The sequence below is a fragment of the Pseudomonas sp. SDO52101_S400 genome (assembly GCF_054071635.1).
Genome location: NZ_JBSVWF010000008.1, coordinates 46,738 through 61,770, shown reverse-complemented (window position 1 = coordinate 61,770; position 15,033 = coordinate 46,738). Strand labels below are relative to the sequence as shown.

The window sequence follows — 15,033 nt, the reverse complement described above, 5'->3', positions numbered from 1 at the left end:
CAGCGGCGGTTGCGGCTGTAAACTCCGCGGCAAAGAATGGCGTCGGCCATCCCTGAATGAGGTAGAGATCCATGCGTGTTCTGCTCGTCGAAGACCATTTGCCACTGGCCGAAAGTGTCGCCCAGGCGCTCAAGAGCACCGGTCTGACCGTGGACGTGCTGCACGATGGCGTGGCCGCTGACCTGGCGCTGGGCAGCGAGGAATACGCCGTGGCGATCCTTGATGTCGGCCTGCCGCGCATGGACGGGTTTGAAGTGCTGGCGCGCCTGCGAGCCCGGGGCAAGAACCTGCCGGTGCTGATGCTGACGGCCCGCAGTGACGTCAAGGACCGCGTCCACGGGCTCAATCTCGGGGCCGACGACTATCTGGCCAAGCCGTTTGAACTGACCGAGCTTGAGGCGCGGGTCAAAGCCCTGCTGCGCCGTAGCGTGCTCGGTGGCGAACGCCAGCAGCGTTGTGGTGTGCTGGCCTATGACCTCGACACTCGGCGCTTCACCCTCGGCGAAGAACTGCTGACGCTGACGTCCCGCGAGCAAGCGGTGCTGGAAGCGTTGATTGCCCGACCGGGCCGGGTAATGAGCAAGGAGCAACTGGCGTCGCAAGTGTTTGGCCTCGACGAGGAAGCCAGCCCCGACGCCATCGAAATCTACGTGCATCGCCTGCGCAAGAAACTCGACGGCCAACCGGTGGCCATCGTGACGTTCCGTGGCCTTGGCTATCTGTTGGAAAGTCGCGATGCATAAGCCCAGTAGCCTGCGCTGGCGGTTGTTGTGGAACCTCGCGCTGTTGCTGGTGGTGTTGATGCTGGCCAGCGGCCTGAGCGCTTACTGGAACGGTCGCGAAGCTGCCGACACCGCTTATGACCGCACCTTGCTGGCGTCGGCGCGGACCATCGCCGCCGGCCTCTCGCAGCGAGACGGCAGCCTCAGCGCCGACGTGCCTTACGTGGCCCTCGACACATTCGCCTACGACAGTGCGGGGCGCATTTATTACCAGGTCAACGACATCCATCAGAAGCTGATTTCCGGCTACGAGAACCTGCCGGGCCCGCCGCCGGGAACGCCGAGAACCGACAGCTATCCGGCGCTCGCACGTTTTTACAACGCGACGTATCAGGGCCAGAACGTGCGCGTCGTCAGTCTGTTGAAAGCAGTGACCGAACCGAACATGAACGGCATGGCGGAAATCCGAGTCGCCGAAACCGACGAAGCACGCGTCAGCATGGCTCGTAGTCTTGCGGCCGATACCTTGTTACGACTGGGCATGCTGGCGATTGGTGCGTTGTTGCTGGTGTGGTTTGCGGTCAGCGCCGCGTTGCGGCCGATCGAGCGTTTGCGCACGGCGGTCGAGGAGCGTCAGCCCGATGATCTGCGGCCCTTGCCATTGGTGGAAGTGCAGCACGAATTGTGGCCGCTGGTGCGGGCGCTCAATCACTTCACCGAGCGTTTGCGCGGGCAGTTCGAGCGTCAGGCGCAGTTCATCGCCGATGCGGCCCATGAACTGCGCACGCCGCTGGCGGCGCTCAAGGCGCGACTTGAGTTGGGCCTGCGCTCAAGCGAGCCGCAGACTTGGCGTGACACATTGGAATCTTCGGCGCAAAGCACGGATCGCCTGACCCATCTGGCCAACCAGTTGCTGTCGCTGGCTCGAGTGGAAAACGGCGCCCGGGCGATTGCCGAGGGTGGCGCGCAGTTGCTCGATCTGAGCCAGTTGGCCCGGGAGCTCGGCATGGCGATGGCGCCGCTGGCTCACGCTCGCGGTGTGGCGTTGGCACTGGAAGCGGACGAACCGGTCTGGTTGCGCGGCGAGCCGACATTGCTCAACGAACTGCTGAGCAATCTGGTGGACAACGCACTGGCGCACACGCCGTCGGGCGGCAATGTGATCTTGCGGGTCCTGTCGCCGGCGGTGCTGGAAGTTGAAGACGATGGCCCGGGCATTCCGCAGGATGATCGTGACCGGGTATTCGAGCGTTTCTACCGGCGTAACCAGCAGGTTGCCGGTTCCGGGCTGGGGCTGGCGATTGTCGGGGAAATCTGCCGCGCGCATCTGGCGCAGATCACTTTGCACGATGGCGAGCAGGCGGGGTTGAAGGTGCGGGTGAGCTTTATTGCCGGTTGACGGTCAGTAAAACATCGACCGCGATTCTTCCAGGTCGGCACACAGCACTTTGTTGTCCGGATCGATCCCCAGTTTGCGGAAGGCCGGCACGCTGAAAGGGTCGATACGGGCGAGGGGGTGGTCAGTGTCCTTGTGGCAATACAGGCTGGCCACTTGCACCAGATCCACGTAATCGATCTGCGACGAATCGCGTTTCAAGTCTTGATACAGTCCTGGCAACTCCACCAGCCGCTCGGGGAATTCCCAGACTCGAAGCAGCTTGTCGCCCAGCAGCGGATGAATGTGGTCGATCACATGGTTGAGGCTGACCGGGTCGGACAGCAATTCGTAGTGGTCTTCGGCGTAGGTCAGGATCGGTAGTACCCCGATCTGGTGCACCAGTCCGCCCAACGCAGCCTGATCGGGCTTGAGTTGGGTATATCGGCGGCAGAGGGCGTAGCTGATGCCGGCGATTTCCAGGCTCTTGCGCCAGACTTCGCGCATCTTCTGCTCCACCACATCGGAGCGGGCGTGGAAGATCTGTTCCATCACCAGGCCGATCGCCAGGTTACTGCTGTAGTTGACGCCCAACCGGGTGATGGCGGTGTGCAGGTCGGTAACTTCCTGAGTGGCGCGCAGCAGCGGGCTGTTCACCACTTTGATCAGGCGCGCCGACAACGCCGTGTCACGGCCGATCACTTTGCTCAGGTCGCTGACGCTGATATCCGGATCTTCGGCGGCCTTGCGAATCTGCAGGGCCACTTCCGGTAACGTTGGCAGAACCAGGTCATCGTTATCGATGGCCTCAACCAAATCCTGTTGGACCTTATCCGCCAGATCACTCATGTCAATTCTCTAGGGTGTAGCAACAAATGCTGCGATCAACGCTGGATTTCGCGGTCGCGATCCAGTTCGTAAGGCAGGTCGAGCAAGTGCAGCGCCGGCCCTTCGGCCGTGCCCAGATGCAAATCGCCCGCTTCGGCAGCTTCGGCCTGCAACACCGCCAGCAGTTCAATATTCTTTTCGGTACGGGCGGCCAGCACCACTTCGCCGATGGAGCTGCCGTGGCTCGGGGCGAACAGCGGGGTGCCCGGCTCCGGCAATTCGCTGACGTCCAGTTGCACGCGGTACAGGCGACGTTTGAGTTTGCCCAGGTACTGCATGCGCGCGACGATTTCCTGGCCGGTGTAGCAGCCTTTCTTGAAACTCACGCCGCCGACGGCCTGCAGGTTGAGCATCTGCGGGATGAACAGCTCACGAGTGCTCGGCATGACCTGGCCGATCCCGGCGCGGATCTGCCCCAGCAGCCATTGATTGAGTTCTGCTTCGGTCAATTGTGCGGACAGCTTGCCTTTGATGCTGTCGGCCTGATCGGCCGGCACCCAGAGTTCGGCTCGGTTCGGGGATACGCGAATCGCGATCAGGCCTTCGTGGCGAACCACGCTGTCAGTCTCTGCGGGCAGGTCCAGACCCAGGCTGCTCAAGGCGGCATCGCCATGATCCAGGCCGAAACGCACCCAGGAGGCACTTTCGTCGGTCAGTTTCGATTTCGAAAACACGGCGTACTTTTTCAGATCCGCCAGTTGCGGCTCCAGCAGCTCGCCGGCCATGGCCAGCAGCACACCGTCGCCTTCAAGCACGATGCGGAAGCTCGACTGCATCCGGCCTTTCTGCGTGCAGCGGGCGCCGAGGCTGGCCTGGGTATCACTCAGGTAATTGATGTTGCAGGTCAGCTGGCCTTGCAGGAATTTGCCGGCATCCGCGCCGCGAACCGCGAGAACGCCTTCATGAGACAGGGTGCAGAAAAAAGCAGAATCGGCCATGGGTCATCGCAGGATAAATAGACTGGGGCACATCATAAGGGGGTGGTGTTGAAATGGGTAGTTCATAAAGGATCGGTGGTGACCGACCAAAGCCGACTGTTCGCCCTGTGTCGGGCCTGTATACTTGCCGCCTATTTGAGGAGGGCTCCATGGTCGAACAAGTTGAACTGAATCGCCTCTTTTGGCACAGCCGTCGCGGCATGCTTGAGCTTGACGTGCTGCTGGTGCCATTCGTGAAAGAGGTCTACGCGAATCTGAACGAGGTGGATCGCGCGCTGTATGTCCGCCTGCTCGAGTGCGAGGATCAGGACATGTTCGGCTGGTTCATGGAGCGCAGCGAGTCCGAAGACCCCGAGCTGCAACGCATGGTTCGCATGATTCTGGATCGTGTCCAGCCCAAGTAACACGTTCGAATGCCGCTGGCAGGCCTCACGGCATTTGCTGGCGGCATATCTCCTGGCCCAGGCGTTCGCCCTGTGCACACTGTTTCTGCTTGTCCTGCCTTTCTGGGGCAGTCTGCTCGGTGCAGTCGCCTGTCTGATCCATGCTGCGTGGGTGTTGCCCCGGCAGATTCTACTGAGTCATCCCAAGGCATTCTGCGGATTGCGCCGCGATGCCGATGGCTGGCAGTTGTGGAATCAGGTCGATGGCTGGCAGTCGGTGCAGTTGCGCCCCGACAGTCTGGCGTTGCCATTGATTGTGGTGCTGCGCTTTCGTTTGCGTGGCGAGCGTCGGGTCAGGTCGATCTGCGTGCCCCGGGATGCGCAGGCGGCGGATCTGCACCGACGCCTGCGGGTACGCCTCAAGTTCAGCCGGCGTAGGTGGGCGGCACCAGAATAGTATCGAGTGCTTCGGGCAGCAGATCAGGGTAGTCGAGGGTGTAATGCAGGCCTCGGCTCTCTTTGCGCTCCATGGCTGAGCGGATCATCAGTTCCGCCACTTGTGCCAGGTTGCGCAACTCGATCAGATCGCGACTGACTTTATAGTTGCTGTAGAACTCGTCGATTTCGTCCAGCAACAGGCGCACGCGATGCTGAGCACGCTGCAGGCGTTTGTTGGTGCGCACGATGCCTACGTAGTCCCACATGAAGCGCCGCAACTCGTCCCAGTTGTGCGCGATGATCACGTCTTCATCGGAATCGGTCACCTGGCTCGCGTCCCAGGCGGGCAGGGCGCGGGGGATGGCAATGTCGGACAGTTGCTCCAGAATGTCCGCGGCTGCCGAACGGGCATAGACGAAACATTCCAGCAGCGAGTTGCTGGCCATGCGGTTGGCGCCGTGCAGGCCGGTGAAGCTGGTTTCGCCGATGGCGTACAGCCCGGGCACGTCGGTGCGACCCTGTTGGTCGACCATGACGCCGCCGCAGGTGTAGTGCGCCGCCGGTACGACCGGAATCGGCTGTTTAGTGATGTCGATGCCGAATCCGAGGCAGCGCTCGTAAACCGTCGGGAAGTGCGTCTTGATGAACGCTTCGGGTTTGTGGCTGATGTCGAGATAGACGCAATCGACGCCCAGACGCTTCATTTCGTGGTCGATGGCCCGGGCGACGATGTCCCGTGGCGCCAGTTCGGCGCGCGGGTCGAAACGCTGCATGAAACGCTCGCCGTTCGGCAACTTCAAATGCGCACCTTCCCCGCGCAGGGCTTCGGTAATCAGGAAGCTCTTGGCCTGTGGGTGATACAGGCAGGTGGGGTGGAACTGATTGAATTCGAGGTTCGCTACCCGGCAACCCGAGCGCCAGGCCATGGCGATGCCATCGCCGCACGCACCGTCCGGGTTGCTGGTATAGAGATAGACCTTGGCTGCACCGCCGGAAGCCAGAATCACGAACCGGGCGCCGTAGGTGTCGACTTCGCCGGTCTTGCGGTTGAGCACGTAGGCACCCAGGCAGCGGTCGCCGTCCAGTCCAAGGCGTCGTTCAGTGATCAGATCGACGGCTACGCGTTGCTCCAGCAACTCGATGTTCGGGCGCTCTTTTGCCTGGGCCAGCAAGGTTGTGAAGATCGCGGCGCCGGTGGCGTCGGCGGCGTGGATGATACGGCGGTGGCTGTGGCCGCCTTCACGAGTGAGATGGAATTCGAAACCGCCGTCTTCTGTGCCGGACTGTTCATCGCGGGTGAACGGCACGCCTTGATCGATCAACCACTGGATCGCCTCTTTGCTGTGCTCGACAGTGAAACGTACTGCGTCTTCATGGCACAGGCCGCCGCCGGCATTGAGCGTATCGTCGACGTGGGATTCGACAGTGTCGGTGTCGTCCAGCACGGCCGCGACGCCACCCTGGGCCCAAAAGGTCGAACCGTTGGCGAGATCGCCCTTGCTCAATACGGCGATGCGCAAGTGACCGGGCAGGGTCAGCGCGAGACTCAAACCGGCAGCGCCGCTGCCAATCACCAGAACATCGTGTTGAAACTGTTGGCTCATTTCAGGATTCCGCTCAAAGCGACCCGGGTCGGGGTTGGCGCAAGACAGGCGGATCGGCGAGTCGAGACAGCCACACAGCCCACTAGTATATAGAGGGGTGGGGCGGCACAATAGCCGGGCCGATATGGCATTGTGAAACTACCGTGACGGAAAAATACGGACGCTTTGTCGGATGTTTTTTTGCCGGTTTTGGGAAAAAGCGACTGTATCGCAGATGAAACATGCTTTTTCTGCTCACGGTTGCCCAATGTCGGCGTGGCCCGTCTATAAATATTTGGAACTTTTGCCAGAGGCCCAAGATCAATAGACAGTTGCCCGAAACAAGGGACAGTGTCGGCTTCAATGCGGAACCTGCGGTTGGGTTCTAGCCGGCGAGCCGATGAAAAGATTATTCGCGCAGCCGGTTTATCCCGCGCTGCGTTTTTCGTGCGTGCCAAATCAGAGCCCGCAGGAAACTTGCTTGGAGGGGGAGAACTTTTGCGAAAAGCCCGAGTCTATGTTTGCAAGTCCGGTCGTTTAGTCATGCAAGCTTCCTCCGAGTTTATCGAGGAGTGTTCATGCTAACCCAGGAAGAGGATCAGCAGCTGGTCGAGCGCGTTCAGCGCGGCGACAAGCGAGCTTTCGATCTGCTCGTGTTGAAGTATCAACACAAAATTCTCGGGTTGATCGTGCGTTTCGTGCACGACACCCATGAAGCCCAGGATGTTGCTCAAGAAGCCTTTATCAAGGCTTACCGGGCACTAGGAAATTTCCGCGGAGACAGTGCGTTTTATACGTGGCTTTACCGCATCGCCATCAACACGGCGAAAAACTATCTGGTTTCACGCGGCCGCCGGCCGCCGGATAGTGATGTCAGTTCCGAAGATGCAGAGTTCTATGACGGCGATCACGGCCTGAAGGATCTCGAATCTCCTGAACGTGCATTGCTGCGGGATGAGATCGAAGGCACCGTCCATCGAACCATTCAGCAACTGCCAGAGGATTTGCGCACGGCTTTAACTTTGCGCGAATTCGATGGTCTGAGTTACGAGGACATCGCGAGCGTCATGCAATGTCCGGTTGGTACCGTGCGCTCCCGGATTTTCCGCGCCCGGGAGGCCATCGATAAAGCCCTGCAGCCGTTGTTGCAGGAAAACTAAAGACAGCGGCGACAGCCAAGAGAGGAACGCCATGAGTCGTGAAGCCCTGCAGGAATCGCTGTCCGCAGTGATGGATAACGAAGCGGACGAACTGGAATTGCGTCGAGTGCTCAATGCACTGGACGATGTTGAAACCCGTGAAACCTGGGCTCGTTATCAGATCGCTCGGGCAGCCATGCACAAGGATCTGCTGCTTCCACGCCTGGATCTCGCTGCGGCAGTGTCTGCTGCACTGGAAGACGAAGCCACTCCAGCCAAAGTGTCCCGCGGTCCATGGCGCAGCCTGGGTCGTCTGGCCGTTGCAGCCTCGGTGACCGTTGCCGTTCTGGCGGGTGTTCGTCTGTATAACCACGACGAAATTGCCGGTGTTGAACTGGCGCAGCAATCCAATCAGCCTGCATTGGCCGTTCCTCAAGTGAAAGGTCCTGCGGTATTGGCAGGCTACAATGAGAGTTCGGAAGCCACCGGTCCTATGGCCAATGGTGTGCTGCAAGGTCAGCCAGGCTGGCACGATCAACGTCTGCCAGGTTACCTGCGCCAACACGCTCAACAAGCTGCCCTGAAAGGTACTGAAAGCGCCTTGCCTTACGCGCGTGCAGCAAGTCTGGAAAACCGTTAAGGAGGATCATGCGCGCCATACCTCTACTTTCGCTTCTGCTCAGTGGCTGGTTCATTGTTCCAGCCCACGCCGACGAGGCCCAGGACTGGCTGACCCGTCTGGGCCAGGCCGAGCAGCAGCAAAGCTTTCACGGCACATTCGTTTACGAGCGTAATGGTAGTTTTTCTACCCATAACATCTGGCATCGTGTCCAGAATGGTCAGATCCGCGAGCGTTTGCTTCAGCTCGACGGATCGGCTCAGGAAGTCGTGCGCGTTGATGGGCATACTCAATGCGTCAGCGGCACCCTGATTGCGGGGCTGGGGGACTCTCCCAACTCTGCTGCTCGTCCTCTTGATCCTCAAAAGCTGAAGAATTGGTATGACCTTGCCGTCATTGGCAAGTCGCGTGTGGCCGGGCGTGAAGCGGTGATTGTCTCGCTGACGCCACGCGATCAGCATCGCTACGGATTCGAACTGCATCTGGACAAGGAAACGGGGTTGCCGCTCAAGTCGTTGTTGCTCAACGATAACGGGCAGTTGCTTGAGCGGTTCCAGTTCACTCGGCTGGAGACCTCTGAGGTTCCGTCCGACAAAGATCTTCAAGCCGCTTCCGATTGCAAGCCTGTAAACCTTGAAGGCGACAAGGCTTCTGCCGTCAAGACCGCGCAGGTCTGGCGCTCCGACTGGCTGCCTCCGGGTTTTGAGCTCACCAGCAGTTCCTCGCACAAGGATCCCGAGACCAAGACGCAGGTCAACAGCCTGCTGTATGACGATGGTCTGGCGCGTTTCTCTGTGTTCCTCGAGCCGCTTAACGGTGCAACCGTCACCGATACCCGGACTCAGTTGGGCCCTACCGTTGCCGTATCCCGTCGTTTGACCACGCCTCAAGGTGAGGTGATGGTAACGGTTGTCGGCGAGATTCCAATCGGCACCGCTGAGCGGATTGCCTTGTCGATACGCAATGATGGCGCTGCAACCAGCAAGCAGTGAGCTGATTCCAGCTGTTTCCACCTCGTCATCGAGACGTGAAATGTTTGCTGAGCATTTTCATTTGCAAATAACCCGAAAATTTTTTATAGGTCAGAGCCTCTCGGCTCTGGCCTTGTTTGTTGTTCCCGGAACAAAAATGCCGGCCTGTGGTTTCCGGTGTTCCTTGCTCCATATCGCTTAACCCTGCTCGTCGTAACGGGAGCTGTATGTCGATACCAAGCTTGAAGTCTTATCTCTCCATCATCACCGCCGTGCTGGTGCTCGGTCAGGCTGTACCTGCAGCTAATGCGGCTGAAGCGGCCAGTCCGGCCAATCTGCCGGATTTCACCCAACTGGTCGAACAGGCCTCACCTGCGGTGGTGAACATCAGTACTACGCAAAAGCTGCCGGATCGCAAAGTGAACCAGCAGATGCCTGATCTGGAAGGCTTGCCGCCGATGCTGCGCGAGTTCTTCGAACGTGGCATGCCGCCGCAACAGCGTTCTCCGCGGGGTGATCGCCAGCGTGAGGCGCAATCGTTGGGTTCGGGCTTCATCATTTCGCCGGATGGCTACATCCTGACCAACAACCACGTGATTGCCGATGCTGACGAAATTCTCGTACGTCTGGCCGATCGTAGTGAAATGAAAGCCAAGCTGATCGGCACCGACCCGCGCTCCGACGTGGCTCTGCTGAAGATCGAAGGCAAGGATCTGCCGGTACTGAAACTCGGCAAGTCCCAGGATCTGAAGGCCGGTCAGTGGGTCGTGGCGATCGGCTCACCGTTTGGCTTCGATCACACGGTGACCCAAGGCATCGTCAGCGCCGTTGGCCGCAGCCTGCCAAACGAAAACTATGTGCCGTTCATTCAGACCGACGTGCCGATCAACCCGGGCAACTCCGGTGGTCCGCTGTTCAATCTGAACGGTGAAGTGGTGGGGATCAACTCGCAAATCTACACCCGCTCCGGTGGCTTCATGGGTGTTTCGTTCGCCATCCCGATCGACGTTGCCATGGACGTATCCAACCAGCTGAAAAGTGGTGGCAAAGTCAGCCGCGGCTGGCTGGGTGTGGTCATTCAGGAAGTGAACAAGGATCTGGCCGAGTCGTTCGGTCTGGAAAAACCGGCCGGTGCGCTGGTGGCGCAGATCCAGGATGACGGTCCTGCAGCCAAGGGCGGCCTGCAAGTGGGCGACGTGATCCTGAGCATGAACGGTCAACCGATCGTCATGTCTGCTGATCTTCCTCATCTGGTCGGCGCGCTGAAGGCTGGCGCCAAGGCCAATCTGGAAGTGATTCGTGAAGGCAAGCGCAAGAATGTCGAGCTGACCGTCGGCGCGATTCCTGACGAAGACAAGGAGCTGGATGCCCTGCCGAAATCCGGTGTCGAAACCAACAGCAATCGCCTGGGTGTTTCGGTCGCTGAACTGTCTGCCGAGCAGAAGAAAACCTACGACCTCAAGGGTGGCGTGGTGATCAAGGAAGTGCAGGACGGTCCTGCTGCCCTGATCGGCCTGCAGCCAGGCGATATCATCACTCACCTGAACAACCAGGCCATTGGTTCGGCCAAGGAGTTCTCCGAGATCGCCAAGGCGCTGCCGAAGAATCGCTCCGTGTCGATGCGGGTTCTGCGTCAGGGTCGTGCCAGCTTCATCACGTTCAAGCTGGCTGAATGATTCAATAGCGGTTGAGTAAAAAGAAACCGCCTCGAAAGAGGCGGTTTTTTTGTGTCCGGCATTTGCCTCGGGTCAGGCTTATCCCATCATGTCCTTGATCATCCGTTCCTGCTCCATCAGCTCGCGTTGACGTGCATCGATGCGCGACGATAGCGGGAAGTTGCTGCCGGCCTTGCGTTTGGCGAAGTCCAGTTGCTGGATGGCCTGGCGATAGTCACCAACCAGCGCGAAGTACTCGGCTCGAGCTTGATGCAGGCCGATGATATTGCCTGACAGGCCGCGCGTTTCAGCCACTTGATACCAGACGTCCGGATCGTTCGGGCGTGATTTCAACAAGCCTTCCAGGGCTTTTTCCGCATCAGCGGTACGGTTCTGCTTCAGTAACAGATCGACTCGCACCTGGTTCAACGGGTAGTTGCCCGGATACTGTGTCAGCATGCGGTCGACACGCGACTGCGCCTCCGCAAGACGATTGTTGGTGATATCCAGATCGACTTGCGCGAGGTTGTAGATAATCTCGTTCGGCGATTTCTCCAGCAGTTGTTTCAGGTTTTCCCGCGCCTCATTCAACTGGCCGCCCTTGATCTGGGCGATCGCCAGGCCGTAACGGGCTACGTCGTTTTTCGGGTTCTCATCAAGCTGTGCCCGGAAGCGCTTGGCGCCCAATCCAGGGGTTTCCTCATAGATCAGTTGCACCCGTGCGCGGATCAGTTGATAGCGCATGCTGTCTTCAATGCCGCCGGGCTTGGCTTGTTCGGCACGGTTGCGGGTGTCGGCGATCCGCGACTCGGTCACCGGGTGAGTCAGCAGGAATTCCGGCGGCTTGGCGTCGTAGCGGTATTGGCGCATCAAGCGCTCGAACATGGTCGGCATGGAGCGCGGGTCGTAACCGGCCTTCTCCAGGTTGAGGATACCGATGCGGTCCGCTTCCTGTTCGTTCTGACGCGAGAAGGTCCGTTGCGACTGGATCGCTGCGGCCTGGGTGCCGGCGATGGTCGCGATCCCGGCCTCGCCGCCACCGGCGGCCGCAATGACGATCCCGGCCAGCAGCGCGGCCATCATCGGCACCTGCATCCGCTGCGAAGCCTCGACACCACGAGCAAAGTGGCGCTGGGACAAGTGAGCCAGTTCGTGAGCCAGTACCGAGGCATATTCGCCTTCGGTCTGGGCATTGAGGAACAGGCCGCCGTTGACCCCGACAATTCCGCCCGGTGCCGCGAAGGCGTTGAGCTGCGGGCTGTTGATCAGGATGAATTCCAGGCGTCGGTCGTTGACCTGGCTGGTTTCCACCAGTTTATAGACGCTGGATTCGACGTAGTCCTTGAGTTGTGGATCGTTGAGCTGTGAAACCTGACTGCGCAGCAGCGCCAGCCAGGCGCGGCCCAGTTGGTATTCCTGTTGTGGCGAGACGATGGCAGAGCTGGCGTCACCGAGTGACGGCAGGTCGTCGGCGAAGCCCGGTGAGGCGAGCAGGCAAGCGAGCGTCAGCAGGGTAGGGCGCAAAAATGTCATGCACAAAGCCTTAGTCGACAAAGACCTTACTGTAGCCGGACACCGGGCTTGCGACCAGATATTCTAGGCAGTCTGACCACCTGATCCGGAGTAACGCATGACCGACGCTGTAGCCCATGACTGTGAACTGGACGCCAGCGGCCTGAATTGCCCGTTGCCGTTGCTCAAGGCCAAGATGGAATTGAACAAGCTGCCCAGCGGCGCGGTACTCAAGGTGATCGCCACTGATGCCGGCTCACAACGCGACTTTCGCACCTTTGCCCGGTTGGCCGGTCATACGCTGCTGCACGAAGAAGACGAGTCGGGCGTCTACCGATACTGGTTGAAAAAAGCCTGAAATCGACAGCGTAAAAGACCTAAGGATTATTGATGTTCAAAGTGTTACGCGACTGGATTCAGCGCTACTTTTCCGATGAGGAAGCCGTGGTGCTGGCAGTGCTGTTGTTTCTCGCCTTCACCGCCGTGCTTACCCTCGGTGGAATGCTCGCGCCCGTGCTGGCGGGGATGGTGCTGGCGTACCTGATGCAGGGGCTGGTGGTCACCTTGGAGCGCCTGCGAATGCCCGGTGGCGCAGCGGTGGGTCTGGTGTTTGCGCTGTTCATGGGTGTGCTGATGCTGTTCATCGTCGTTGTACTGCCGCTGCTCTGGCATCAATTGATCACCCTGTTCAACGAGCTACCGGGCATGCTTGCCAAGTGGCAATCGCTGCTGTTGCTGCTGCCGGAGCGCTATCCGCATCTGGTGTCAGACGAGCAGGTGTTGCAAGCCATTGAAGCGGCGCGTGGCGAGATCGGAAAGTTCGGCCAGTGGGCACTGACATTCTCGCTGTCGAGCCTGCCACTGCTGGTGAACATCATGATCTACCTGGTCCTGGTGCCGATCCTGGTGTTCTTCTTCCTCAAGGATCGGGTGATGATCGGCGAGTGGGTGCGCGGCTATTTGCCACGCGAGCGGGCCCTGATCACCCGGGTTGCCGAGGAAATGAACCGGCAGATCGCCAACTACATTCGCGGCAAGGTCATCGAGATCGTGATCTGTGGCGGGGTGACCTACATCGCCTTCGTCGCCCTCGGGCTGAACTACGCGGCGCTGCTGGCGTTGCTGGTGGGCGTTTCGGTGGTGGTACCGTATGTCGGGGCGGTGGTGGTGACTGTGCCGGTGATGCTGATTGCACTGTTTCAGTGGGGCTGGAGCGATCAATTCATCTATCTGATGGCGGTCTACGGGATCATCCAGACCCTGGATGGCAACGTGCTGGTGCCGTTGCTGTTTTCCGAAGCGGTCAATCTGCACCCGGTGGCGATCATCTGCGCGGTGCTGTTGTTCGGCGGGTTGTGGGGCTTCTGGGGTGTGTTCTTCGCGATTCCTCTGGCGACGCTGTTCAAGGCAGTGCTTGATGCCTGGCCGCGCAAGGAGCCGGTGGTGGCGCCACTGCTCTGAAAGCGATTCGGCGCCCCCCAAGGGCGCCGAAAGGATCAGGCCTTGTTCAGCGCCTGAGCAGCGGCCAGCACCGCATCCACGTGGCCCGGCACCTTCACGCCGCGCCATTCCTGGCGCAGTACGCCATTCTTGTCGATCAGGAATGTGCTGCGATCCACGCCCAGATATTCCTTGCCGTAGAGCTTTTTCAACTTGATCACGTCGAACAGCTGGCAGACGGCTTCGTCCTTGTCGCTGATCAGCTCGAACGGAAACTCCTGCTTGCACTTGAAGTTCTCGTGGGACTTCAGGCTGTCGCGGGAGATACCGAAGATTTCCGTGTTGGCAGCCTTGAATGCCGCGTACTGATCACGGAAACCCTGACCTTCGGTGGTGCAGCCCGGGGTGCTGTCCTTCGGATAGAAGTAGATCACCACTTGCTTGCCCTTGAGGGCCGACAGGCTGACGGTCTGCCCGCTGGTGGCAGGCGCTTCGAAATCGGCAACCGGTTGATCGATAGCTACGGCCATGAAAGCTTCCTTACATTGGGTTTTGTGGGCGCCACGGTTCGATCAGTGCGTCCAGGTTCATGGCATCGGCGAAGTCCAGGAACTGGTCGCGCAGCCAACTGATCTGAGTGCCGGCCGGCAGTGTCACGGTGAACGTGGCGTTGAGCATGGTGCCGCCGGTCTGTGGAGCCTGATAGGTGTCGCAGGTCAGGTTTTCCAGCTCGACGTTGTGATCCATGAAGAACTGGCACAGTTCGTTGATGATGTCCGGGCGGTAGGCCGAGGACACGTAAGCCACGTACGGCAGGGCCTGAGGACGGTTTTCAAGGGCGGCGCTGCGCACGACGTTAACGGTGAACGCATGCTTCTTGGCCAGCCCCGGCAGGCTGCCTTCCAGGCGCGCCAGGGCGTCCCAGCTGCCGGAGATCTCGAGGATCAGCGCGCTGCACTCGCCGTGACGGGTCAGGCGTGAAGTGACGACCGCGCAGCGGTTTTCATGGCTGGCGCGGCACAGGACGTTGGTCAGCTCCATGGGATTGGCGCCGAGGGCACTGATGACAAGGAATTGTTCGCGAACTGTGGGGGTGGACATGCAGCATTCCTAAAGCGATGAGCGGTCGGTAGGGTGAGGGCTTTGAGTGCCGGGACATACCTGTCCGGAAGGCCCGATTCGTGTATCGCTGCGGCTCCATTAATAATGAAGCGTATGGCGGCGACACTGGAACGGGGCCTGGGAGGCCGAAACGGGGGGCTGGAACCCGGCGTACAAGCTGATCAGTACCGATCAAAGTCTGAAGGGTAGCGAAAAGCGGCGCCAAGGGGAATGGCGGCGCAGTACTTCGCTTGTGCAAGCATCTTGGC

At 59.8% G+C, this 15,033-nt stretch carries 16 protein-coding genes; 10 read left to right on the top strand and 6 right to left on the bottom strand.

All coding sequences use genetic code 11. The annotated features are described in order from the left end of the window. Positions 1 to 71: 71 nt before the first annotated feature. A complete protein-coding gene (locus tag ACW9HX_RS05970) occupies positions 72 to 743 on the top strand; it encodes a response regulator (RefSeq protein WP_457379849.1) in 672 nt (223 codons plus the stop codon). Then, on the top strand, positions 736 to 2,121 hold the full coding sequence (locus ACW9HX_RS05965; protein ID WP_249485008.1) for a sensor histidine kinase: 1,386 nt from the start codon (positions 736 to 738) through the stop codon (positions 2,119 to 2,121). The genes ACW9HX_RS05970 and ACW9HX_RS05965 overlap by 8 nt, the downstream gene beginning before the upstream one ends. A 3-nt stretch (positions 2,122 to 2,124) precedes the next feature. Here the strand turns inward: ACW9HX_RS05965 and ACW9HX_RS05960 are convergent, their stop codons facing one another. Together ACW9HX_RS05960 and ygfZ are read right to left on the bottom strand one after the other, a co-directional pair. Continuing rightward, positions 2,125 to 2,946 (bottom strand): HDOD domain-containing protein, encoded by an 822-nt coding sequence (locus ACW9HX_RS05960; protein WP_457379848.1) that lies wholly within the window; start codon positions 2,944 to 2,946, stop codon positions 2,125 to 2,127. 35 nt (positions 2,947 to 2,981) lie between these two features. After that, positions 2,982 to 3,923: a CAF17-like 4Fe-4S cluster assembly/insertion protein YgfZ gene (gene ygfZ / locus ACW9HX_RS05955; protein WP_457379847.1), complete on the bottom strand. Its 942-nt coding sequence runs from the start codon at positions 3,921 to 3,923 to the stop codon at positions 2,982 to 2,984. Between the two features lie 149 nt (positions 3,924 to 4,072). Here ygfZ and ACW9HX_RS05950 point away from each other — a divergent pair, with 149 nt between their 5' ends. Both ACW9HX_RS05950 and ACW9HX_RS05945 read left to right on the top strand, forming a co-directional pair. Continuing rightward, positions 4,073 to 4,327, top strand: a complete 255-nt coding sequence (locus ACW9HX_RS05950) for an FAD assembly factor SdhE (protein WP_007957989.1) — start codon at positions 4,073 to 4,075, stop codon at positions 4,325 to 4,327. After that, on the top strand, positions 4,311 to 4,763 hold the full coding sequence (locus tag ACW9HX_RS05945) for a protein YgfX (protein WP_457379846.1): 453 nt from the start codon (positions 4,311 to 4,313) through the stop codon (positions 4,761 to 4,763). Before ACW9HX_RS05950 ends, ACW9HX_RS05945 begins: the two co-directional genes overlap by 17 nt. Here the strand turns inward: ACW9HX_RS05945 and nadB are convergent. Further along, positions 4,732 to 6,348: an L-aspartate oxidase gene (gene nadB, locus ACW9HX_RS05940; protein WP_457379845.1), complete on the bottom strand. Its 1,617-nt coding sequence runs from the start codon at positions 6,346 to 6,348 to the stop codon at positions 4,732 to 4,734. The genes ACW9HX_RS05945 and nadB overlap by 32 nt on opposite strands. A 557-nt stretch (positions 6,349 to 6,905) precedes the next feature. On the opposite strand from nadB, the gene rpoE reads away from it, so the two are divergent. From rpoE to ACW9HX_RS05920, 4 genes are all read left to right on the top strand, one after another. Further along, on the top strand, positions 6,906 to 7,487 hold the full coding sequence (gene rpoE / locus ACW9HX_RS05935; protein WP_003172477.1) for an RNA polymerase sigma factor RpoE: 582 nt from the start codon (positions 6,906 to 6,908) through the stop codon (positions 7,485 to 7,487). Positions 7,488 to 7,518: 31 nt separating this feature from the next. Continuing rightward, entirely contained in the window at positions 7,519 to 8,106 is a 588-nt protein-coding gene (locus tag ACW9HX_RS05930; protein ID WP_096819414.1) for a sigma-E factor negative regulatory protein, read from the top strand. Positions 8,107 to 8,114: 8 nt separating this feature from the next. Beyond that, positions 8,115 to 9,077, top strand: a complete 963-nt coding sequence (locus ACW9HX_RS05925) for a MucB/RseB C-terminal domain-containing protein (RefSeq protein ID WP_457379844.1) — start codon at positions 8,115 to 8,117, stop codon at positions 9,075 to 9,077. 206 nt (positions 9,078 to 9,283) lie between these two features. Beyond that, the gene (locus ACW9HX_RS05920) at positions 9,284 to 10,732 is read left to right on the top strand and encodes a DegQ family serine endoprotease (protein WP_457379843.1); all 1,449 of its coding nucleotides are present in this window, start codon (positions 9,284 to 9,286) and stop codon (positions 10,730 to 10,732) included. A gap of 78 nt (positions 10,733 to 10,810) precedes the next feature. Here the strand turns inward: ACW9HX_RS05920 and ACW9HX_RS05915 are convergent, their stop codons facing one another. Then, complete coding sequence (locus ACW9HX_RS05915; RefSeq protein WP_249485002.1) at positions 10,811 to 12,244, bottom strand: M48 family metalloprotease; 1,434 nt, start codon at positions 12,242 to 12,244, stop codon at positions 10,811 to 10,813. Positions 12,245 to 12,341: 97 nt separating this feature from the next. Between ACW9HX_RS05915 and ACW9HX_RS05910 the strand changes: the two genes are divergently transcribed. Beyond that, entirely contained in the window at positions 12,342 to 12,581 is a 240-nt protein-coding gene (locus ACW9HX_RS05910; RefSeq protein WP_457379842.1) for a sulfurtransferase TusA family protein, read from the top strand. Between the two features lie 32 nt (positions 12,582 to 12,613). Continuing rightward, the gene (locus ACW9HX_RS05905) at positions 12,614 to 13,684 is read left to right on the top strand and encodes an AI-2E family transporter (protein WP_096819410.1); all 1,071 of its coding nucleotides are present in this window, start codon (positions 12,614 to 12,616) and stop codon (positions 13,682 to 13,684) included. 35 nt (positions 13,685 to 13,719) lie between these two features. Here ACW9HX_RS05905 and ACW9HX_RS05900 read toward each other — a convergent pair whose 3' ends face one another. Beyond that, positions 13,720 to 14,193: a peroxiredoxin gene (locus ACW9HX_RS05900; protein ID WP_096819409.1), complete on the bottom strand. Its 474-nt coding sequence runs from the start codon at positions 14,191 to 14,193 to the stop codon at positions 13,720 to 13,722. Positions 14,194 to 14,203: 10 nt separating this feature from the next. Further along, positions 14,204 to 14,764: a glycine cleavage system protein R gene (locus ACW9HX_RS05895; protein ID WP_169429258.1), complete on the bottom strand. Its 561-nt coding sequence runs from the start codon at positions 14,762 to 14,764 to the stop codon at positions 14,204 to 14,206. Between the last annotated feature and the right edge of the window lie 269 nt (positions 14,765 to 15,033).